Annotated in this window: 18 protein-coding genes; 12 read left to right on the top strand and 6 right to left on the bottom strand. The window is 32.3% G+C overall.

Annotation, left to right across the window (positions count from 1 at the left end; genetic code table 11):
* Nucleotides 1–64: 64 nt before the first annotated feature.
* Nucleotides 65–583, top strand: coding sequence for a hypothetical protein (locus AAEO57_RS08005; RefSeq protein WP_341691371.1), 519 nt, complete (start codon nt 65–67; stop codon nt 581–583).
* Between the two features lie 79 nt (nt 584–662).
* Here the strand turns inward: AAEO57_RS08005 and AAEO57_RS08000 are convergent, their stop codons facing one another.
* Together AAEO57_RS08000 and AAEO57_RS07995 are read right to left on the bottom strand one after the other, a co-directional pair.
* Nucleotides 663–1,625, bottom strand: a complete 963-nt coding sequence (locus tag AAEO57_RS08000) for a TerC family protein (RefSeq protein WP_341691369.1) — start codon at nt 1,623–1,625, stop codon at nt 663–665.
* A 276-nt stretch (nt 1,626–1,901) separates the two neighbouring features.
* Complete coding sequence (locus AAEO57_RS07995; protein WP_341691367.1) at nt 1,902–2,918, bottom strand: glutamine synthetase beta-grasp domain-containing protein; 1,017 nt, start codon at nt 2,916–2,918, stop codon at nt 1,902–1,904.
* A gap of 428 nt (nt 2,919–3,346) precedes the next feature.
* Between AAEO57_RS07995 and AAEO57_RS07990 the strand changes: the two genes are divergently transcribed.
* From AAEO57_RS07990 to AAEO57_RS07965, 6 genes are all read left to right on the top strand, one after another.
* Nucleotides 3,347–5,536 carry a glutamine synthetase III family protein gene (locus AAEO57_RS07990; RefSeq protein ID WP_341691364.1) on the top strand — a complete coding sequence of 730 codons (2,190 nt, stop codon included), beginning with the start codon at nt 3,347–3,349 and terminating at the stop codon, nt 5,534–5,536.
* Between the two features lie 382 nt (nt 5,537–5,918).
* On the top strand, nt 5,919–6,260 hold the full coding sequence (locus AAEO57_RS07985; protein ID WP_341691362.1) for a T9SS type A sorting domain-containing protein: 342 nt from the start codon (nt 5,919–5,921) through the stop codon (nt 6,258–6,260).
* A 13-nt stretch (nt 6,261–6,273) separates the two neighbouring features.
* A complete protein-coding gene (locus AAEO57_RS07980) occupies nt 6,274–7,488 on the top strand; it encodes a hypothetical protein (RefSeq protein ID WP_341691361.1) in 1,215 nt (404 codons plus the stop codon).
* A gap of 123 nt (nt 7,489–7,611) precedes the next feature.
* Entirely contained in the window at nt 7,612–9,525 is a 1,914-nt protein-coding gene (locus tag AAEO57_RS07975) for a tetratricopeptide repeat protein (RefSeq protein ID WP_341691359.1), read from the top strand.
* 155 nt (nt 9,526–9,680) lie between these two features.
* Nucleotides 9,681–10,646 (top strand): hypothetical protein, encoded by a 966-nt coding sequence (locus AAEO57_RS07970; RefSeq protein ID WP_341691357.1) that lies wholly within the window; start codon nt 9,681–9,683, stop codon nt 10,644–10,646.
* Between the two features lie 246 nt (nt 10,647–10,892).
* Entirely contained in the window at nt 10,893–11,912 is a 1,020-nt protein-coding gene (locus AAEO57_RS07965; RefSeq protein WP_341691355.1) for a hypothetical protein, read from the top strand.
* Nucleotides 11,913–11,986: 74 nt separating this feature from the next.
* Here the strand turns inward: AAEO57_RS07965 and AAEO57_RS07960 are convergent, their stop codons facing one another.
* Nucleotides 11,987–12,628: a response regulator gene (locus AAEO57_RS07960; protein WP_341691352.1), complete on the bottom strand. Its 642-nt coding sequence runs from the start codon at nt 12,626–12,628 to the stop codon at nt 11,987–11,989.
* A gap of 19 nt (nt 12,629–12,647) precedes the next feature.
* Entirely contained in the window at nt 12,648–14,807 is a 2,160-nt protein-coding gene (locus AAEO57_RS07955) for a tetratricopeptide repeat-containing sensor histidine kinase (protein WP_341691349.1), read from the bottom strand.
* 316 nt (nt 14,808–15,123) lie between these two features.
* Here AAEO57_RS07955 and AAEO57_RS07950 point away from each other — a divergent pair, with 316 nt between their 5' ends.
* Nucleotides 15,124–15,939, top strand: coding sequence for a M48 family metallopeptidase (locus tag AAEO57_RS07950; RefSeq protein ID WP_341691347.1), 816 nt, complete (start codon nt 15,124–15,126; stop codon nt 15,937–15,939).
* A 40-nt stretch (nt 15,940–15,979) separates the two neighbouring features.
* Here AAEO57_RS07950 and AAEO57_RS07945 read toward each other — a convergent pair whose 3' ends face one another.
* Nucleotides 15,980–16,606 carry a hypothetical protein gene (locus AAEO57_RS07945; protein ID WP_341691345.1) on the bottom strand — a complete coding sequence of 209 codons (627 nt, stop codon included), beginning with the start codon at nt 16,604–16,606 and terminating at the stop codon, nt 15,980–15,982.
* A 5-nt stretch (nt 16,607–16,611) separates the two neighbouring features.
* Nucleotides 16,612–17,433, bottom strand: a complete 822-nt coding sequence (folP, locus tag AAEO57_RS07940; protein WP_341691343.1) for a dihydropteroate synthase — start codon at nt 17,431–17,433, stop codon at nt 16,612–16,614.
* Nucleotides 17,434–17,645: 212 nt separating this feature from the next.
* On the opposite strand from folP, the gene AAEO57_RS07935 reads away from it, so the two are divergent.
* The 4 genes from AAEO57_RS07935 to AAEO57_RS07920 all read left to right on the top strand — a co-directional run bounded on the left by AAEO57_RS07935 (nt 17,646) and on the right by AAEO57_RS07920 (nt 21,241).
* A complete protein-coding gene (locus AAEO57_RS07935; RefSeq protein ID WP_341691342.1) occupies nt 17,646–18,188 on the top strand; it encodes a DUF1599 domain-containing protein in 543 nt (180 codons plus the stop codon).
* A gap of 91 nt (nt 18,189–18,279) precedes the next feature.
* Nucleotides 18,280–19,380, top strand: a complete 1,101-nt coding sequence (locus AAEO57_RS07930; protein WP_341691339.1) for a BT_3928 family protein — start codon at nt 18,280–18,282, stop codon at nt 19,378–19,380.
* A 232-nt stretch (nt 19,381–19,612) separates the two neighbouring features.
* Nucleotides 19,613–20,632, top strand: coding sequence for a type IX secretion system protein PorQ (gene porQ, locus AAEO57_RS07925; RefSeq protein ID WP_341691337.1), 1,020 nt, complete (start codon nt 19,613–19,615; stop codon nt 20,630–20,632).
* Nucleotides 20,633–20,641: 9 nt separating this feature from the next.
* Nucleotides 20,642–21,241, top strand: coding sequence for a murein L,D-transpeptidase catalytic domain-containing protein (locus tag AAEO57_RS07920; RefSeq protein WP_341691335.1), 600 nt, complete (start codon nt 20,642–20,644; stop codon nt 21,239–21,241).
* Nucleotides 21,242–21,254 lie beyond the last annotated feature (13 nt).

The raw sequence follows: 21,254 nt of genomic DNA, 5'->3' as shown, positions 1-21,254 counted from the left end.
TTAAATATTTTTTTTGGTTTGATTTTTGGGATATCTTTAAGTATAAACTTTAAAAAAATATATTATGAAAAAGATATTGACACTTTTTGCTGTTGTTGGATTATTTGCATTCTCTGGTTGTTCGGATGATGATAATGATAATGTGGATTATGATACAATTCCTTATGCATTTGAAATTAAAAATGTTGATTTGGGAAGAGTGACTGATAATGAGTATAATTTAAAAAGTACTTTCAATTTTGAAATAAATGATAATTTGCGTGATGATGAAACTGTCCTAATATATAGGTTAATGGATTTAATTAATTCTAATACGCCGGTGTGGCAACTTATACCGAGATCGGTTTATTTTGATAATGGTAATGTGATAGATTATTATTATGATTTTAGTAAAGTTGATTTTGTAATTACAGCACGAGCTTCTTTTAATTTAATAAATGCTTCTGATTTTATAAATGATCAAACATTTCGTGTAGTACTCATACCTTCAGATTTAGCTGCATCTGTGAATAAAAATAATTATTTAGAAGTAATGAAGGCTGCTAAATTAGACGAGAGCCAAGTGCAGAATGTAAAGTTTTAATACATATTTTACAATTAGATAAAAAAAGGAAATCGTAAGATTTCCTTTTTTTGTGAATATATGTTGAGAATGTTTATTCCTAATCCAAATCCGTCAGTTCTTTTTCTTTTCCAAACTTCAGGGAAACCAAAATTCCAACTAAAAGTGAAACTGCGATAAATCCTAAGGAAGCCCATTCAGGTAGGTGAATATAGTCGTGAAGTAGCATTTTTAATCCCACAAAAGCTAAAATAGCAACTAAGCTATATTCCAGATAACTGAATTTTGCCAGCATATTTGCTAAAAAGAAATACATAGAACGTAATCCTAAAATGGCAAAAATATTAGAACTGAATACTAAAAATGGATCAGAAGTAATCGCCAGAATTGCAGGAACACTGTCTACAGCAAATAAAACATCCATTACTTCAATTACAATCAGAGCTACAAATAAAGGTGTGGCAGCTTTTTTGCCTTTCTCATTTAGTATGAAAAACTTTTCGTGATCCGTGTGAGAGGTTATCGGTATGATTTTACCCAGTGCTTTGTAAATAAACGAATCTTTAGGGTGAAAATCTTCCTCTTCCCCTGAAAACAGCATTTTTATAGCTGTAAATACCAGGAACGCACCAAATAAGTAAGTGGTCCAGCTAAATTTATTGATTAACATTACACCAAAGAAAATCATTAAGCCACGAAAAACAATTGCACCCAGGATTCCCCAGAATAATACACGATGCTGGTATTTCTGCGGAATTTTAAAAGAGGCGAAAATAATGGCAATGACAAAAATATTATCCACACTTAAAGAAAGCTCGATGAGATAACCGGTAATAAACTTCATTGAAGCTACTGCAGGTTTTAAGTTATCCGGATTGTCAATATAGTCGGTAGTGTAAAGCCAATAAATTACTCCTGAAAAAAGAAAAGATAATGTAACCCAAATCAGTGTCCATTTGCTGGCTTCTTTGGTACTAATAATGTGTGGGGTTTTATTAAAAACTCCTAAATCCAAAGCAAGAATAAAAACTACGGCCAGTAAAAACAAAGTCCAGACTATCATGATGATTTTTTTAAATGATTTACAAAGATAAGTTTTGAAGTTTAACTTAAAAAAATAATTTTATTAGAAACTTACTTTTAAAGTTAGGAAAATTTTGGTAGAAGTGAAATGTAAAAGTAAGCGGTAAAAGGTTCTCGACTATCGCTGGAACTAATAATGAAGTCTTTTTTTGATTGCAACTTGTCACATTGTGCGAGTTCTAAATGCTTTTGCTAATAAATAAAAAAAATGCCATCAATTACGATGGCATTTTTAGGATATAATTTAAGCTTTGAATTATAGTGCTGATTTAACAGTTTTGATAATTCTAGCAGCAATTTTGTATGGGTCTCCGTTTGAAGCTGGTCTTCTGTCTTCCAACCATCCTTTCCATCCTTTTTGAACAGTCATCAAAGGAATACGGATTGAACATCCTCTGTCAGATACTCCGTAAGAGAAGTCATTGATAGATGCTGTTTCGTGTTTACCAGTTAAACGTTGCTCGTTGTAAGCTCCGTAAACAGCGATATGTTCTTTAGTAACAGGACGGAAAGCCTCACAGATTCTTTCGTAAGTTTCCTGAGAACCACATGTTCTAAGAACAGAGTTAGAGAAGTTAGCGTGCATACCTGAACCATTCCAGTCAGTATCTCCTAGAGGTTTTGGGTGATATTCGATATAGTAACCATATTTCTCAGTTAAACGATCTAGTAAGTAACGTGCTACCCAGATTTCATCTCCTGCTTTTTTAGCACCTTTAGCGAATAATTGGAATTCCCATTGTCCACAGGCAACTTCTTGGTTAATACCTTCAAAGTTGATTCCGGCAGCGATACATAAATCAGCATGCTCTTCAACTAATTTTCTTCCGTGTGTGTTTTTTCCACCTACTGAACAGTAGTACATCCCTTGTGGAGCAGGGTATCCTCCAACTGGGAAACCAAGTGGAAGCTGAGTTTTAGTATCCATAATGAAATACTCTTGTTCGAAACCAAACCAGAAATCATCATCTTCATCATCAATTGTGGCTCTACCGTTAGAAGGGTGTGGTGTTCCGTCAGCATACATAACTTCTGACATTACTAAATATCCATTGATACGAGTTGGATCTGGATAAATTGCAACAGGAACTAAAAGACAATCAGAAGATCCTCCTTCAGCTTGTTTAGTTGATGAACCATCAAATGACCAGTTTCCAAGTTCTTCTAATGTTCCTTTGAAATTTTCGTGCTCTTCAACTTTAGTTTTACTTCTAAGATTTTGAGTTGGTTCATATCCATCTAACCAAATGTACTCTAACTTAATTTTAGCCATAATAATATAAATTAATTTTTTTTTGTTTTTTCGCTGGGTCAAATATAGATTTATTTTTTTAGCCGTAAAAATTAGGGGGTGTATTTTGTTTAGATAGATATAATTTTTTACATAAGCGCAATTTACGAAGGGGTATATTTAAAAAATAGCAATTTTTTAATGTTTTAAAAATAAATTCGTAATAAACATGTGGGTTTTTTGAATTTATTTCTGCTTCAATTATGAAAAATTGTTGGTTTCCTTAGTAATATTCGTATGTTTTGTTATATTTTTTTAAAACTATTTCGAAATTCTTTAAAAAATGAAACTTTTATTGAAATAATCCTTTTCAAAATTCTGGGAGTTATGCCTAAAAAAGGCTTTTTTATTCTTTATATTTGTTCCTCTTTATTTTAATCCAAACTATTAAGAATTTTAAAATTATATACATGGCAACATTACGTTTTCAGGCCTTGCAGGAAGCTTCATCAAGAAAGCCTGTGAATTTTGAGGAAATTGACAGAAAATCAACCATTTTTGGGGCAAATGTTTTTAATGAGAAAGCAATGAAGCAATATTTGACTTCGGATGCTTTGAAAGGGGTAAGGGATGCTATTCAGCACGGTACAAAAATAGACAGAAAACTGGCAGATTATATTGCTATGGGAATGAAAGAATGGGCTTTGGCAAAAGGTGTTACGCATTATACACACTGGTTTCAGCCGCTTACAGGAACTACAGCAGAAAAACACGATGCTTTTTTTGATATATCGTACGATGGCAGTGATCCTGTAGAAAAATTTGGAGGAGCACAATTGGTTCAGCAGGAGCCGGATGCGTCAAGTTTTCCGAATGGCGGAATCCGAAATACATTTGAAGCCAGAGGATATACAGCCTGGGATCCAACTTCTCCGGCATTCATATACGGAACAACATTATGTATTCCAACCGTTTTTATCGCATATACAGGTGAAGCTTTAGATAATAAAATTCCGTTACTGAGAGCTTTATCAGCTATGGATGAAGCGGCTACAGAAGTTTGCAGGTATTTTGATAAAAATGTCAAAAAAGTAACAGCTACTTTGGGCTGGGAGCAGGAATACTTTTTAATTGACAAAGCTTTGGCGAATTCCCGTCCTGATTTAATGATGACTGGAAGAACTTTATTAGGACATACCTCGGCAAAAGGGCAGCAGTTAGACGATCATTACTTCGGATCTATTCCAACACGTGCTCTTACTTATATGAGAGATTTAGAACAGGAATGTATGTTGTTGGGAATTCCGGTAAAAACGCGTCATAACGAAGTAGCGCCAAATCAGTTTGAGCTGGCTCCAATTTTTGAAGAAACCAATCTTGCTGTTGATCATAACTCTTTATTAATGGATGTGATGCAAAAAGTGGCAGAACGTCATGATTTTAAAGTATTATTTCATGAAAAGCCTTTTAAAGGTGTAAATGGTTCAGGAAAACACAATAACTGGTCACTGGCAACTGATACAGGGGTTAATTTATTGAGTCCGAGTAAAACACCAATGAGTAATTTACAGTTTTTAACGTTCTTTATTAATACCATAAAAGCAGTTAACGATTATGAAACTTTACTAAGAGCATCTATCGCAACAGCCAGTAATGATCACAGGTTAGGGGCAAATGAAGCGCCTCCGGCTATTATTTCGGTTTTTATCGGTGAACAGTTGACAAAAGTTTTGACTGAACTTGAAAGTGTAACCACAGGAAAATTATCTCCTGAAGAAAAAACCGATTTAAAACTGAACGTAGTTGGTAAAATTCCAGATGTTCTTTTGGATAATACCGATAGAAACAGGACTTCACCTTTTGCTTTTACAGGAAATAAATTCGAGTTCAGGGCTGTTGGTTCTAATTCAAACTGTTCGAATGCAATGACAACTTTGAATGCTATTGTAGCGAAACAATTAAAGGATTTTAAAATTGAAGTTGATAATTTGATTGATACCAAAGGATTGAAAAAAGACGAAGCTATCTTCAATGTTTTGAGAGAATACATAAAAGAGTCCAAAAAAATTCTTTTTGAGGGAGATGGTTACAGTGATGCATGGGAAAAGGAAGCAGCCAAAAGAGGTTTAAGCAACTTTAAAACTACTCCTGAAGCCATTAAAGCCAAAGTTTCTAAACAAGCTTTGGATTTATTTGCTGAATTAGGTATTTTAAATCATGTGGAAGCCGAAGCACGTTATGAAATCGAATTGGAGGAATACACCAAAAAAATTCAGATTGAAGGCAGGGTTTTAGGAGATATTGCCAGAAATCATGTGATTCCAACTGCAATTCGTTATCAAAATACTTTAATTGAAAACGTAAAAGGACTGAAAGAGATTTTTGGAAAAGAATTCGAAACGATTGCCAAAGAACAAATCATTCTGATTAAAGAAATTTCAGGTCATATAGAAGGTATCAATTCAAAAGTGGAGGCAATGACTAATGAAAGAAGAACTGCAAATCATTTAACAGATGCTCAAAAAATGGCTGAAGCATATTGCAATAAAGTAAAGCCTTATTTTGAAGACATTCGTAATCATTGTGATAAACTTGAATTACTGGTAGATGATGAAAGCTGGACGCTGACTAAATACAGGGAGCTTCTGCTTACTAAGTAAAAAAAATATTTCTAACGATTCAATGCCTTTCCAGTTTCTGGAGAGGCATTTTTTTTAAAGTTTAGAGGGTAACAATTGTAAGTATAATTTGATTTAGAGGAGTATTTACAACTTTATTAATCTCAAAATATTTTATCATGAAAATAATTATGGCAGGACTCGTTTTAATGTCCGGGTCTGTTTTTGCTCAAAAATATCAGGGCACATTAATCATAATTTCTCTAAAAACCGGGCTATCCATAGATTATTTGGATAGCCTGTTTTTTATAAGGCCATAAAATCATTATTTATAGTGATTTCTTCCGTTTTGGTAAAAATTAAATTTGCTTAGAATGCCTTTTAGACTCTTCAAGGCAGATTTTTTTCAATTTAAATCATTTTTATGAAAAATATTTTACTCGTTTTAAGCCTTCTTTTTAGTGTCTGTAATTATGGACAACTAGCTATGTCTGAAGATTTACAAAGTAATGTAAATGAAACAGAAGATTTAATTTTTAAAGAAGCAGTTTTACATCAAAATAAAGCCAATGGTCTGAGTATTAAAAATGCAGTTCTGGACAAGGTTTCTGTTTATGATGTCTTGGGTAAACTTCAAAAGACAATTGTAGTTTTAACCAATAAAGAAAACCATATAATCGATTTGTCGCAATTCTCACAAGGGGTTTATTTTGTTGTTTTAGAAAAGGATAATAAAACAGCCAGACGAAAAATTGTCCTTAATTAGACTGGTAACAAAAATGGATATATCAGTCAGCTCAATAAGTTTAAAAGAAAAATTTAAAGATATTCATCATGTTGAGATTGTCGGGGTTAGCGATTCGGGTAATGCTCTTTTTGTTTTATTAAATATTTGGAATACTGAAGAGTATAAGTCTTTATTTCAACAGATTTTTGTATTTGATAAACATAATTTGAAGATTAGAGATAGGTATAAAATTTCGAAAAACTTAAAATGGAACTGTATTCACGGCCTGAATGAGAATACTTACTTGATGGGAAGTAATTTTTCAGGTTTGTATTCGGGTGCTGCATTAGTTTTGTTTAAGGGAAATACAATTTTAACTTCTCAACTGTTTGAAAAAGGATATGCAACAGAAATACATACGATACAAAAAGGTAAAGATGAGTCGTTTTTAGTGAGCGGAAACTGGTATCAATGTGTTATGTGTGGGAGCCATGATGATTATGTACCTGTGCAATGGCAAAGCAAAGTAATGATAGAGGATTCGGGTTTTATTGCTGAGGATATAGATCAGGTCAACCCAAAAAAGATTAAGTTACACATCCCTGATTCTAATCCTGAAAGTTATTATGTACTTGAAGATTATGGAATTTCAAAATATAATGTTGATGGAACCTTAATCTGGAATCAGAGTCTTGGATATTTAGGATCCGAAAATTTAAAGCCAATTTATAAAATGGCACCGTTTTTTAAAATCCAAAAAGATAAAACCATTCAGGACGGCGTATGGTTTTCTGGGGCAGATGATAACAATTCAGGCAGAAGTTTGTCGGAGCCGTTGTTTGGAAGGATAACAGCAGGCGGAACCATCTTGTCTTTTAATAAATTACTTCAGAATTTCTCTCATATTTATAAAATTCATACTCTGATTCCGGGCAATGATAATAACTGTCTGTTAATCGGAGAAACTCTGGGCATAGGACAGGGAACCGGTATATTCATTCTTTATAATCATTTTTCTGAAGGAGTCTGGCAGCAAAGTATAAAGTATCTCAATTTTGGTAAATCCGGATTAGAATTAATGATTCATGATGCACCGGAATTTCATAACCGCTATTTGCAGATTAAAGAAATATTTCCACAAAGTAAAAACCTTGAAGATTTAAATGAAATTATCATTACCGGGAATGCAGATCATCTCCGAGACAGAAATAATGGTTATATATGGTCTGTCAGAATAAACAATGTTTTTAATACCGGTACCAAATGAAGAACCTAATCTTACTTGATTTGGTCGAAAAATTATATTTGGATCATATAGATAATTTTGATTTTGTAAAAATTATTGACTGAAAAGTAAAAAAAGAATGTATCTAGCAATTCCCCAAAATAAATGATGAATAATTACAGGTCTTACAAAGAAACAGACGAAGTTTATATTAGTGCAGAGTTTGGCTTTCCAATAGCGCTGATATTAATAACTTCCTTTATTACTTATGGGTTGCTTTATTTTTTTGGTGTCATTACCGCAGTTCTGGCAAATGTGTTTATTTCATGGGTTTGTTACTTTTTTGTTTATTATTATGGCAAATCAGATACGAGTATAACTTTTGATTTTTTAAAAGGCGTCGTAATCATTCTTCTGGTATTGTTATTTGTTGATTACGGTGTTTATTCATTGGTTGTGTATCAAAAAACAGGAATCTTCAACAAGCTTTATTTTCAGATTTGGCTTGGAATATTGTTTGGGCCTCCTATTCTGTATTATGCTTTTCAATATATTCGTTATTATGTTGAATTACAGTATATGGCGAATAATTATCTCAAGGTATTGTTAATCGTAAATCATGACAGGGAATTGCTTTCGTACATTGATGTGATTCAGTTTGTAAACACATCCAGACATACAATTTCTGACATAAAATTAAAACAGCCTCCTTGTTTTTATTCAGAAAAAGAACTGAGCGAAATGAATCAAAGAGTTCGAAGGAATTACCTCGCAGGAAGTGTTTTTAGTGAAAGAGTTCACATGCCTTTTGATGCTAATTTTCTATATATGTCCTGGTATTCTGTTATTGAAGATAAATATTACGATATCGAAATACCTTTTCCCTTTGAGAGACTTATAATTGAAAAAGAGAAATACCCTACAGATGTTCCGAAAATTTTGAGAGGTAAAAAAACTAAAACGATGAATCTGCATATTCATACCAATGGAGGAATCCGTCTTTTTAATGAAGATTTGGTTTTAATTGATCTTCCTTTCAGTACTCCAAAAAATGTTACAGAAGATTTTAAAAAACAAAAAGCTTCGCAACAGCGACAATCTCATGAATATTATAGTAACCCTGAAGTATTTTCAGAGATAATAAAAAAAAATAGAAATTCCGGCGGAATTGAAGAACGTTTTTTAATTCAGCAAAAACAGTTTTGCTGGAGTATAAGTATTTCGGGACTCAAAGGGAATAATTATATGGAGGTTTTTGATGTTGCTTTCAAAAATTGGAAAACAGAATTTACAGAAATAGAAATTCCGCAAATAAATTTTCTGCCCCAAAAGCTTAAAATTGTTTACAGAGGTTATCATTTATATCCCTGGCTCACATTACATATCAATACTCAAAAAATGTATCACAGCATACAAAAACTAACTGAAGGTAATACGGAACTTCCTGTTTTGTTTGATGTTGTTTTTGAAAATTCTTCGGAAACAGATTTGAAATTCAGAATCGTTGCGGGCGAAAAATCTTTGGTATTTGACGATTGTGAAATCGAAATGGATAAAGACCATAAGCAAAGCATGGATGACCATTTGCAGGATCTGAATGAAGATCAACAAAAAAGAGGGTTGTATAAAGAGGGATGGGACTTGGTATTTGACAAAAAGTACGATCTGGCGCAGGAAAAATGCAACACCATTAAAACGATAGATCCAGGGTATGGTTTTGCTTATTTTCTGGAAGCAAGAATATTGTGGTATAAAGAAGGATTTGAAGCTTGTTTGTCTAAAAAAGATTATTTTATTGCTAAAACCCAACATGAACCGGCAGCATTGGCACACATGTACAACAATTACGGTTGTTTGTACGACCAGGAATCACGTTATGATGAATCCTTGTCTTATTTTGAAAAGGCGATTTTGAGTAATCCAAAAGAAGGTATGTATGTCTGCAATCTTGCCGAAATATATTGTAAACTCAATAATCCTAAAAAAGCATTGCAAACAGCAGAAAAATCTAAAGAATTAGGACATGAATCTTCAACTTTAAATGCCATTTTAGAAAGTAAAGGCAAGCGCTATGTCTAATAAAATCACTACAAATAGTGATGTCTGGAAAAATCAATAACAATAAATTTGATTTCAAATATAAAACATCATGAGGTCAGAAATTGCTTTTAAAACTACAATATATGTTAAGAATATCTCTAACTATAGAATCACCACCTGATTAAATAGTTGTTATGAAAAGATATAAGATGTATAAAAAGGCTGAGCCTGTCAGTGTGAATTTTGAGGAATTACTAAGTAGTATTGTTTTACCCTTGGTAGTAGCTTCTTATGTTGCTTATCCGGTGATTTATTTTTTTGGAGCTACGGCGACAGTATTTTTTAATAGTATCCTTGCTTTGCTGGCTGTTCGTTTTTACAAAGGACTGAAGAAATTCATTCCCATTCTAAATCTAAATGGCGAAGATGCGGGTTTTAAATCGTTTTGTTATCCAATACTTTCATTTTTGCTCGTATTAGCTATTTTATCTATTGCCGATTTTGGTTTTTATTTATTGGTTTTGTATCAGAAAAAAAACGAATTCAGTCTTTTCCTCTTTTGCTCCTGGCTGCTGATTTTGTTTGGGTTACCACTGCTGTATTATATTTTCAAATCAGGTCAGTATTATTACCAGAAGAAGCAGCAGGATCTGGAGTTTATGAAGATTATTCTGGCTATTAATCATGATCTGGATCTTTTTCTGGCTATAGATAATATTCAGTTTATAAATACAGTAAAAAGAAATTCTTCAGATATCAAAATTAAAAATAACATACGCTATTATTCTCAAAAAGAGTTCATTAGTGCCAAAACCAAAAACAGGCAGTATTATGCCAGTAAAGAAGGTTTTAGGGAGCTAGTTCAGATTCCTTTAAATACAGACACCGTTTTAATATCGTGGTTTTCGTATGTTGAAAACAAATATTATTCTATCGAAATTCCCTTTTCTTTCGAGGAATTGATTATTGAGTCTGAAAAATCCCCAACAGAAAAATTCAAAGTATTCCGAAAGCAAACCAGAATCTTATACCTGCATTTGTATCTCAATGGAGGGGCGAGGTTTTTTTATAAAGATAAAATACTGATAGATAGTCCTGTCAATACGGAAAGGCTTATTAGTGAAGAGGACAAAAAAATGAAATTCGGAATGATATATTAAAATAGCTAAATGGTTAAATAAAAATTCTAACCTCGTTTATTGTTTAAAAAAGCAGGATTTAAAAGTAGGGTATTTTACTATTAAAACTGTTAAGATAAAGACCAGGTTCATTTAGAAGCTAATTTTAATTATTCTCCCAATTATAGTTATGCATTTTAGATGAATTTAAAATACTAATACTAACTAATGAGCATCGTACAAAATTATCGTTTGAAATATTACGACTGCTGACAAAACCAAAACAATATGAAATATTCAAAACACATTTTACTTGCATTAGCAATTATTTGTAATAGCTGTGCTAATGATGATACAGAAATTACCAACAAAGAGCCTACCGTAAAAGATATTTATATCAGCGGATATGTATATGAATTTGGAGATAACAAGGCTAAGTACTGGAAAAACGGTACAGAAGTACCTCTCACCGATGGCACAAAAAGATCTGTGGCTCATGCTATAACTGTAGTAGGTAATGATGTTTATGTAGCTGGATATGAATATAATGAAATTGGGAATAGCGTTGCCAAATATTGGAAAAATGGTGTCGCAATCTCACTATCAGATGATAAAAATATGGCTGAAGCAACTGCTATAACAGTTGTAGAAAATGATGTATATGTAGCTGGATACGAAACAAATAATAGCTACAATAATATTGTTAAATACTGGAAAAATGGTATCGCAACTTCAGTGTCCAAAACTTTTGGAAGACACTTTGACCTAAGAGTAGTAGGAAATGATATATACATAGCAGGTAAGGGAGAAAGTGGGCCTGCATACTGGAAAAATGGTATCGAGACTACACTATCTAATAATTATGGAGAGGCAACAGCAATAACGGTAGTCGGCAATGATGTGTATGCAGTGGGATATGAATTTAAGAATCACAAAAGTGTAGCGATGTACTGGAAAAACGGCACAGCCACACAACTGTCTGACGATTCAAAAGAGGCTGTTGCTAATGCTTTAGCAGTAAATGGCAGCGATGTATATGTAGCAGGACATGAAATCAATAAATCAGGATATGGTGCCAAATATTGGAAAAATGGAGTAGGTATTTCACTCAGTGCTACTTCTGAAAGTACATTGACAAGTGCTATTTCTGTAGTTGGAAATAAAGTTTTTGTTTCAGGTACTCAATTCATTATAACCCCAGAGAGATCTTCGCAAACTATTTTTAAATATTGGGAAAATGGTATTCCCACAGTTGCGGCTACTGTATTTCTTGGATTTACAACAGGAATAGTCGTTACTACAAAATAATCTGATTGTCACATACATATAAATTGAAAGAACTGATTGTCGATTAGGAATAATCAAACTTCATAGTTATTCTATCAATCTACCAATCCGTTTTCTACTGCATATTTTACGAGACCGGCTGTATTTTTAGCATTTAGTTTTGATAGTAAATTGCGTCGGTGTGTGTTAACCGTATTTAAACTGATAAAAGTTTTTTCGGCAATTTCTGCGGTATTGAATTCCTGGGCAATTAAGACCAGGATTTCTTTTTCGCGAGAACTTAATTCAGTTAAATTTGAAATTTGCCTTTCTATTTTTAGACTATTGTTCTGATATTGTTCCTCAACTTCCCTAGAAAAATAGTTTCTGCCTTCGGCAACACTGTAAATGGCTTCTAGTAATTCTGCTTTTTCGGCATTTTTCAACAAATATCCGTTAACTCCAATTCGGATAAGTCTCGAAATTATTTTTGCATTGCTGTGTGTGCTGACAATTATAATTTTAATAGAAGGATATTCTTTTTTTAATAATTTGCTCAATTCAATTCCATCCATTTCAGGCATGCTGATATCCAGAATCACTATGTCTGCTTTTTGAATTTTCAAAATATTCAAAACTTCAATACCGTTTACAGCCTTTCCAATTATTTTTATTCCGGATTCATTTTCAATAAGTGAAACAATTCCCTGAAGAAACATGGTGTGGTCATCCGCAATAATAAGTTTTAATTTTTCCATCTAATCAGATATAATTTGGTTATAATTTAGTGAGGTTATCAAGTTGTTTTTTTACATTAATACCTTTGTTATTTTGATTTTTTAGGGTCGAAGATAAAAGAGGAATTTCAATATTTACAATTGTGCCTCTTTTAAGTTTAGAATCCAATAAAAAAGAACCGTTTAATTCGGCTATCCGGCTCTCTAAATTTATAAAACCAATACCGGGTTTGTAATTTTCTGTATTAAATCCAATGCCATTATCTTCAAACAAAATATTCAGCACATTTTCTATATAATTAAGCTGCAAATCAATTTTTGAAGCTTTTGCATGTTTTATGGTATTGGTTAAAAGTTCCTGTATTATTTTGAAAATTTCAATCTGGATTTCATCATTCAGAGCGTCAATTTCTTTTTTTGGGTATACTGTAAAAACGGTTTTAATAGTACTGGCTTCATCAATATTTTTTAAATACGATTCTAAAACTTCACAAAATTTATGATGTGTAAATTTCTTCGGAATCAAAGTGTGAGATAAGTTTCTTACATGATCGTAAGTTTCGTCTAATAATGTAATAAGGGTTTTAATTTTTGGAGAACCGGAAATTATTAAATGATTCAGCTGAAGTTTTATTGCAGCCAGATTTCCGCCAATGCTGTCGTGCAGTTCCTGGGCAATACGCTGTCTTTCCTTATCCTGAGCACTCACAGAAGCTTTGATTAATTTTAATTCCTGATCTTTTAAAAGAGTATTGATATTCTGTTTACTAATTTCGGCCTGCTGTATATTTAGCAAACGTTGTGTTTTTAATCGTTTGTAATACTGAAGCAATAATCCGATAACTGGAATCAATACAATAAGAAATCCGAAAATAGTCAATAACTTGGTCTCTTTTTGCTGTTTGATTTCCAATAATTTCAGCTGTTGATCTTTTTTAAGCAGGGATATTTCGCTGAGTTTTTTTTGAGATGAATTTTGAAAGAATAAAATAGTGTTTTCAGTTATCTTCTGAGAAATTTGCTCCTGAAGGTTTAGGTTTTCAATAGCTTCTTCCTGTTTTTCCAGTTTTAATTTCTTGGTGGTATTGTCGAGCTGCAAAAAGCGTATTTCTTTTTCCTTTTGGGCTGTTCTGTATTTGATTTCCAGTTCATTAATCTCCTTTGTTTTCTGAATTTTATTGACCGAATCTTTAACAGCAGTATATTTTGTCAGATAATTAAAAGCACTTTTGTAATCGTTTTCTAAAACTGCAATTTTTTTGAGCTGTTCATAAAAGTAAACCTGGTTATCCAAATAACCCAAATTGACAGCTTTTTGAAGTGCATCCGAAAAAATATCTTTGGCATCATTGTATTTTTTTAAACCGATATAAGTGTCACCAATATTACCTCGTGCTACCAGTGCAATTTGATTCAGTTCGTTTTTATCAGCAACGAGTACCGCTTCATTATACATTTTGATGGCTTCATTTGGCTTCTGCTGCAATTGATAATTAGTTCCAAGACTAAGTGCAATTACAGCTCTTGCTTGTTGATTATTTGCTTTTTCACTAAGTTGTTTTCCAAGGCTGTAATAATAATTTCCTTTTTCAAAATCATTTGCATCAGAATAAATATCTCCCAAATTAATATAACTGCCTAAAGATATTTCCTCATCTTTTTTATATTCTAAACACTCTTTGTACGATTTTATAGCATTAGTATTATCACCCAAAGTCTTGTAAATACTGGCAAGACCATGTAGATGGGTAAAGTATAGGTTTGTTTCTTTGTATTTTTGAGATGCCTGCAGACCTTTTAAGTGCCATTTTTTGCTTACTTCAAACAAGCCTTTTTTCTTGTAATTTATTCCCATAAGATTATAGCCTAAAGAATAAAGTCTGTTTTTTAAGGAGTCGTTGGTTAATTTGGTATTGTATTTTAAGGCCTCGTTCGTGTAGTAGATAGACGAATCTAAAATTGCTCTTTTGTTGTAGTAGTAAGCTTGTAATAAAGTAAGACTGGCAATATTAGAAGGGTATTTTGCTTTTTTTATAAATGATTTTGTATTTTTAATAGCTTTTTTTTCATCTCCTTTATTGTACATATTGTAGAGAGCTGTAACTTTTTTCTTTTCTTCAGCTTCCGGTGAGTTTTTAATAGCAGGTAATATTTTTTTATTGTTATTTTCAATTTGAGAATACAAACTGATTGATAACATAAAAAAAAGAAATCCAAAGAAACTTTTTAAATTAATAACCATGCTGTTAATTGGTGAGATTTAAAATTTATAATATTGTAAATCTGATGTTTATGTGTTTTTTGTAAATTTTTTAGAGCGATTAAAATTAACATAAATAGATTTTAAATCATCTATTTAATCTAAAAAAAATCAACAAATTAGTTAAATAAAAGATTTCTTAAAAGGGTTAAAAAAGGGATACTTCAGATTAAAATTATATTATTCTGATGATAAATTCTATAAAAAGTAAAATGATAAATTGCTCTACATTTAGTTAATTAAAAAATACAAAATCATGAAAAAACACTTATTTATAGCAACTGTCACATTCTCTCTGATTTACGCTTGTGCCACAAATCCTGTTACAGGAAAAAAAGACCTGAATTTTGTTTCGAATAGCGAATTATTTCCTTCGTCTTTTCAGCAGTATGATACTTTTCTTAAAGAAAACAAAGTGATTTCTGGAACTGCAGACGCAAGAAGAGTAGAACTCGTAGGTGCAAAAATTAAAGCAGCTGCCGAAAAATACCTGACTTATTTAGGGCAAACGCAATATCTGAAAGATTACCGTTGGGAATATAAATTAGTAGAAAACAAAGAGGTAAATGCATGGTGCCTGCCTGGAGGTAAAATCGTAGTTTATTCAGGTATTTTACCCATTACACAGGACGAATCTGGTCTGGCAACTGTTATGGGACATGAAGTTTCGCATGCTTTGGCAAATCATGGAGCCCAAAGAATGAGTGCCGCGCAATTACAGCAATTAGGTGCTGTTGGAGTAGCAGTGGCTACGGGAAGTCAAAGTGCAGAAAATCAGGCCATGTGGCAAAAATATTATGGTTTAGGATCTGAAGTAGGTGTAATGCTGCCTTTTAGCAGAAACCACGAAAGCGAAGCGGATAAAATCGGTTTGACTCTTATGGCAATAGCCGGTTACAATCCGGAGGATTCAATTGCTTTTTGGAGCAGAATGTCTGCTAAGTCCGGAGGTTCCGGAACTCCGGAATTTTTAAGTACACACCCTTCTGACGCAACCAGAATTGCTAATTTGAAATCATTAATTCCGCAGGCAAGGGAAACAGCTGCTAAAGTTGGAATTATTAGAATTTAAACGAAAGAATTCCTTGAGGCACTGCTTCGGGGGAATTTACCTAAAAGATGAATTCTTCATTTGTCAAACTAGGAACAGGAATTTCGAAACTGTCAATTAATATTTTATTATGAATATAGTTTTCGAAAGCTAAGTTTTTGTCAAATGAAAATACAAACTTATTGGGTTTATCGCTTGGTATTTTTTGCAAATATTTTTGTAAATCAGATTTGTCTACTGAAATTCCATTGACAAGGACTAAATTACTTTTTGTGAAGTGTATCCTCACGCCAAATTTTGGCTCTCCTGTTTTATAATACACTTTTGTGAAAGGTAAAAAGGCTAAATTCTTTCCGATAGAATCGGCATAAGAATAATAATTTTCGGCTTTTTCGTTTTTGTGAGCACTGTCTCCACGTTTTTTCTTCTGTAGTTTTATAACTTCAGGAATTACTAATTTTAAAGGGAGGCGTTTGTCAATATGGAAAATCCAGTTGGTCGAAATAATACTGTTTTTTCGGTTTACATCTGCTAAAGTATCTTTTCCTTCAATTTTAAAGAAAATATAAATTGGCGAATGATCCTGTACATCTTTTACGATTGAAACATTCGATTTTGGCAATAAAACGTCTTTTTTTTCTTCACATGAAAAAAGAAGAAAAGTAAAAAGTATAATAATGTATTTCATAAAAATTAATTCATTTTATTAAACAACGTAACAGACTCCACAGCTTCTTTCACATCATGAACCCTAAGAATTTTGGCTCCTTTTGTCAAAGCAATTGTATTCAGAAAAGTCGTTCCGTTCAAGGCTTCTTGCGGAGTGATATCAAGCGTTTTATAAATCATTGATTTTCTCGAAATCCCAACCAAAACAGGTAATTCAAGCAAATTAAAAAGTTCCATTTTCTGCATTACTTCATAATTCTGATCGGTTGTTTTAGCAAACCCAAAACCAGGATCCAAAATCAAATCATTGATTCCTAAACTTCGGGCTTTTTGTACTTTTTCAGAAAAATAGAAAAGCATTTCCTTTACAATGTCATCATATTGGGTCAGGCTTTGCATTGTCTGCGGATTTCCGCGCATGTGCATCATAATATACGGAACGTTGTAATGTGCAATAACATCAAACATTTTTTCGTCTAATTCTCCCGCTGCAATATCATTTATTATTGCTGCACCGCTTTCTATACTGGCTTTCGCAACTTCAGCCCTGAAGGTATCGATTGATAATAAAGTATGTGGAAAGTGTTTTAAAATCAATTCAATTGCAGGTACAATTCGATCGATTTCTTCCTGTTCAGATACAAATTCGGCACTTGGCTTGCTGGAATACGCTCCAATATCTATAAACGTTGCACCTTCAGAAAGCATTTTATCTACTTGTGCAACAATCTCGATTTCGTTTTTGTATTTTCCGCCGTCAAAGAAAGAATTTGGAGTAACATTCAGTATTCCCATTACTTTTGGAATCGACAAATCTAGAAGTTCTCCTTTGCAATTAATTGTCATTTTTTTCTTTTTTGTTTTGTTTCATGTTTCAAGTTGATATTGATTGCGTAAATTCCAGAACTTAAAACTTCTAATCTGAAACTTGAAACATTTAATATTGTTTTCAAGTTAATCTCATTAACAACTTGTTTAGAAAAACTTGAAACCTGAAACTTGAAACTCTTTAATTTTTCCCTATTTTTGAAGAAATTTTAGCAAATATACAGCAATAAATGAAGAATACTTCCTTAGAATTTGATAATGTAATTACGGTTTGCCGCAATTTATTTATCAATAAAATGAAAGATTACGGCAGCGCCTGGCGTATTTTAAGACTGCCATCACTGACAGATCAGATATTTATAAAAGCACAAAGAATCAGGAGTTTACAGGAAAATGAAATCCGAAAAATTGATGAAGATGAAAAAGGAGAATTCATCGGAATTATCAATTATTCGATAATGGCTTTAATTCAGTTGGAGCTTGGAGTTGTAGATCAGCCGGATTTGGACATTGAAAAAGCAACCGAATTATACGATGCTAAAGTTAAACTTACTAAAGATTTAATGGAAGCAAAAAACCATGATTACGGTGAGGCATGGCGTGATATGCGCGTGAGTTCATTAACCGATTTGATTCTTCAGAAACTACTACGCGTAAAACAAATTGAAGATAATAAAGGAGCAACCTTGGTTTCTGAAGGAATTGATGCTAATTACCAGGACATGATTAATTATGCGGTTTTTGCTTTAATTCTAAATCCTATCAATAAATAAAATTCCAAAATCCAATGTTAACCTGGAATTTGATATTTGAAAATTCAACCCCAATTCTATTATTATTATTATTATTATTATTATTATTATTATGAAAAACATCATTACCCAATTTTCCCGAATATTTGTCGGTGTACTTTTTATAATTTCCGGACTGATTAAACTAAATGACCCGGTTGGTTTCTCTTATAAATTAGCAGAATATTTTAGTGAGCCGGTTTTTAATATGCCATTTTTGGAGCCTTTTGCTTTAGGATTGGCAATCTTTTTAGTGATTTTAGAAGTGGTTTTGGGAGTAATGCTATTGGTTGGATACAAAACAAAAACAACAATATGGAGTTTATTGCTTCTGATCGTTTTCTTTACTTTCCTTACCTTTTATTCTGCTTATTTTGATGTAGTTAAAGATTGTGGCTGTTTTGGAGATGCTTTGCATTTAACTCCATGGGAATCATTTACAAAAGATGTTGTTTTACTATTTTTTATTCTGATTTTATTCTTTAATCAAAAATTGATAAAACCTTTGTTTGCAACTCAGAAAACTAATTTTGCAGTGTATGTAAGTGTCGTTTTATGTGCTTTTATGGCTGTTTGGGTTTTAAATCATAATCCGATAAAAGATTTTCGTCCTTATAAAGTAGGAACTAATATCGAAAAAGCCATGGAGATCCCTGAAGGTGCACCTAAATCAGTTGTAGAAATGATTTTTATTTACAAAGTAAATGGAGTTGATAAAGAATTTACAGAAAAAGACTTAATGAATATTCCTGAAGGAGCAATATTTGTTGATAGAAAAGATAAGGTAATTACGGAAGGTTATATGCCGCCAATTCATGATTTTACTATGACAAAAGACGATTCTGATTACAAGGAAGAATTATTAAAAGAACCAAAACTATTGATTTTTGTAACTTACGATTTGACTTTATCAAGTCCTGATGGCTTAAAAAAGTTAGAAAAATTAAATCAGGAAGCTAAAGCAAAAGGGTATAAAGTGATAGGAATGACAGCTTCAGGAGCTGATGTGATTGAAAAAACCAAAAAAGAATATGGCTTAAATGTGGATTTTTATTTCTGTGATGCCACAGCTTTAAAAACAGTGGAAAGGGCTAACCCGAGTATCGTCGTTGTGCAAAATGGTACAATTGTTCAAAAAGTGCATTATAATGATATTCAGGATTTAAGGCTTTAAAAACGGGCCTAAATACCTTCTGAATTAACAAAATCCGGGTTCCAAATTGTGATGTTGAAATTAACAGTTTTGGAGCCCGGATTTTTTCAATTTGTAAATTTCTTTTTTGTATTTTTGCTTTAGAATACAAAAAAATAATTTAACAGAAATTATATTTAAAAAATTAAATGTTTCAGAATTATAATTTTATCATCGTAATTACGTTATAATGCAGATTAAGCTCTTAACAAACATGTTGAAAAAATTTGTTCTGTTTTTTTTGTTTTCATTTTCAGCTGTTTCTTTCGGTCAAATAGGAGGGCGGTATGCATATCAGTTTTTAAATCTGACCACTTCGCCGAGACAGGCTGCTTTAGGAGGAAAGTCAATTACGATTTATGATGAAGATGTTAATCAGGTTATGTTTAATCCGGCAACATTAAACGCAGATATGGACAATCACTTGGCAATGAATTACGGTAATTACTATGGTGAGGCTTCTTACGGAACAGCTTCTTATGCCTATACTTACGACAGACATTTGCAGACATTTTACGCCGGAATAAGCTATATAAATTACGGTACATTTGAAGGATATGACGAAAACGGTCAGGCAACTTCAGATTTTACAGGGAGTGAAGGTGCTCTTTCTTTAGGTTATGCCTACAATATTCCATATACAGATATATTTATAGGTGCAAACGCAAAATTAATAACCTCTTCTTTAGAAACTTATAATTCTGTTGGAGGTGCATTAGATTTCGGTTTTTTATATATTGATGAAAGAAATGATGTTAACTGGGCATTGGCAATACGAAATGTAGGAACTCAGTTTACTACTTATTCGGGGATAAAAGAAAAATTACCACTTGAAATTATCGCTGGTGTTTCGCAGGAACTGGAACATGTTCCTATCAGATGGCATCTTTCTTTAGAGAATTTGCAGCAATGGAATATCTCTTTTTCGAATCCGGTTAGAGGTCAGGGAAATTTAGACGGATCAACAGAAGAAGATAAAGTTTCTTTTGTAAATAACGCATTGAGACATGTGATTTTTGGTGTAGAGCTTTTTCCTAAAAAAGCCTTCAATATCAGATTAGGATATAATTTTCGAAGAGCTGAAGAATTAAGAATAGAAGAACAGCGTAATTTTTCAGGTGTTTCATTAGGTTTCGGATTAAAAATGAACAGGTTAAAATTTAACTATTCATATTCTAAATATACATTAGCAGCAAATACGAGTCTTTTTGGTTTAAATATTAATCTTCAATAATTGATTTAAATGAAAATATTTAATTTTATTTTAGTTTTAATTATATCAGCAGCTTTTATCAGCTCAAAGCCTTATTTTAAAGATGAGCCTAAAAGTCTTGAAATTGAAAGAATCAATCTTAGAATTGAAGAAATAAAACCAATGCTGAATGCAGGTTCAAAATACAATTCCAAAATTGCTTTTTTTATCGATATGAGAATTCCATCAGGTAAAAATCGTTTTTTTGTGTACGATTTGCAGAATAATAAAATCATTGATCAGGGACTTGTAGCCCATGGATGTGGCTCAGAAACAGGAATAAAAGGTAGTTTGAAATTTAGTAATGTACCGAATTCAAACTGTACTTCGTTAGGAAGATATTCTATCGGTAATAATTATGTTGGAATGTTTGGAAAAGCATATCGATTATTTGGGTTAGATGAAACTAACAATAATGCATTTAAAAGAGCTATTGTTTTACATCATTATTCAGCTGTTCCATACGAAGAACAAGACCATTACATCAGCCGCAGTCAGGGATGTCCTATGGTGAACGAACAATTTTTTAAAAGAATTGAAAAAATAATAGATGCTTCCAAATCAAATATTCTTTTGGATATCTATTATTAAAAATTTATACTTC

The organism is Flavobacterium calami (genome assembly GCF_038290035.1).
In the GTDB taxonomy this organism is placed as follows: Bacteria; Bacteroidota; Bacteroidia; order Flavobacteriales; family Flavobacteriaceae; genus Flavobacterium; species Flavobacterium calami.
Note: the sequence above shows the minus strand (reverse complement) of the source record. Positions and strands in the feature narration are given on the sequence as shown.

Coding starts and splice junctions, on each gene's coding strand:
- AAEO57_RS08005 (WP_341691371.1), top strand. CDS start 65: ATGAAAAAGATATTGACACTTTTTGCTGTTGTTGGATTATTTGCATTC.
- AAEO57_RS08000 (WP_341691369.1), bottom strand. CDS start 1,625: ATGATAGTCTGGACTTTGTTTTTACTGGCCGTAGTTTTTATTCTTGCT.
- AAEO57_RS07995 (WP_341691367.1), bottom strand. CDS start 2,918: ATGGCTAAAATTAAGTTAGAGTACATTTGGTTAGATGGATATGAACCA.
- AAEO57_RS07990 (WP_341691364.1), top strand. CDS start 3,347: ATGGCAACATTACGTTTTCAGGCCTTGCAGGAAGCTTCATCAAGAAAG.
- AAEO57_RS07985 (WP_341691362.1), top strand. CDS start 5,919: ATGAAAAATATTTTACTCGTTTTAAGCCTTCTTTTTAGTGTCTGTAAT.
- AAEO57_RS07980 (WP_341691361.1), top strand. CDS start 6,274: ATGGATATATCAGTCAGCTCAATAAGTTTAAAAGAAAAATTTAAAGAT.
- AAEO57_RS07975 (WP_341691359.1), top strand. CDS start 7,612: ATGATGAATAATTACAGGTCTTACAAAGAAACAGACGAAGTTTATATT.
- AAEO57_RS07970 (WP_341691357.1), top strand. CDS start 9,681: ATGAAAAGATATAAGATGTATAAAAAGGCTGAGCCTGTCAGTGTGAAT.
- AAEO57_RS07965 (WP_341691355.1), top strand. CDS start 10,893: ATGAAATATTCAAAACACATTTTACTTGCATTAGCAATTATTTGTAAT.
- AAEO57_RS07960 (WP_341691352.1), bottom strand. CDS start 12,628: ATGGAAAAATTAAAACTTATTATTGCGGATGACCACACCATGTTTCTT.
- AAEO57_RS07955 (WP_341691349.1), bottom strand. CDS start 14,807: ATGTTATCAATCAGTTTGTATTCTCAAATTGAAAATAACAATAAAAAA.
- AAEO57_RS07950 (WP_341691347.1), top strand. CDS start 15,124: ATGAAAAAACACTTATTTATAGCAACTGTCACATTCTCTCTGATTTAC.
- AAEO57_RS07945 (WP_341691345.1), bottom strand. CDS start 16,606: ATGAAATACATTATTATACTTTTTACTTTTCTTCTTTTTTCATGTGAA.
- folP (WP_341691343.1), bottom strand. CDS start 17,433: ATGACAATTAATTGCAAAGGAGAACTTCTAGATTTGTCGATTCCAAAA.
- AAEO57_RS07935 (WP_341691342.1), top strand. CDS start 17,646: ATGAAGAATACTTCCTTAGAATTTGATAATGTAATTACGGTTTGCCGC.
- AAEO57_RS07930 (WP_341691339.1), top strand. CDS start 18,280: ATGAAAAACATCATTACCCAATTTTCCCGAATATTTGTCGGTGTACTT.
- porQ (WP_341691337.1), top strand. CDS start 19,613: ATGTTGAAAAAATTTGTTCTGTTTTTTTTGTTTTCATTTTCAGCTGTT.
- AAEO57_RS07920 (WP_341691335.1), top strand. CDS start 20,642: ATGAAAATATTTAATTTTATTTTAGTTTTAATTATATCAGCAGCTTTT.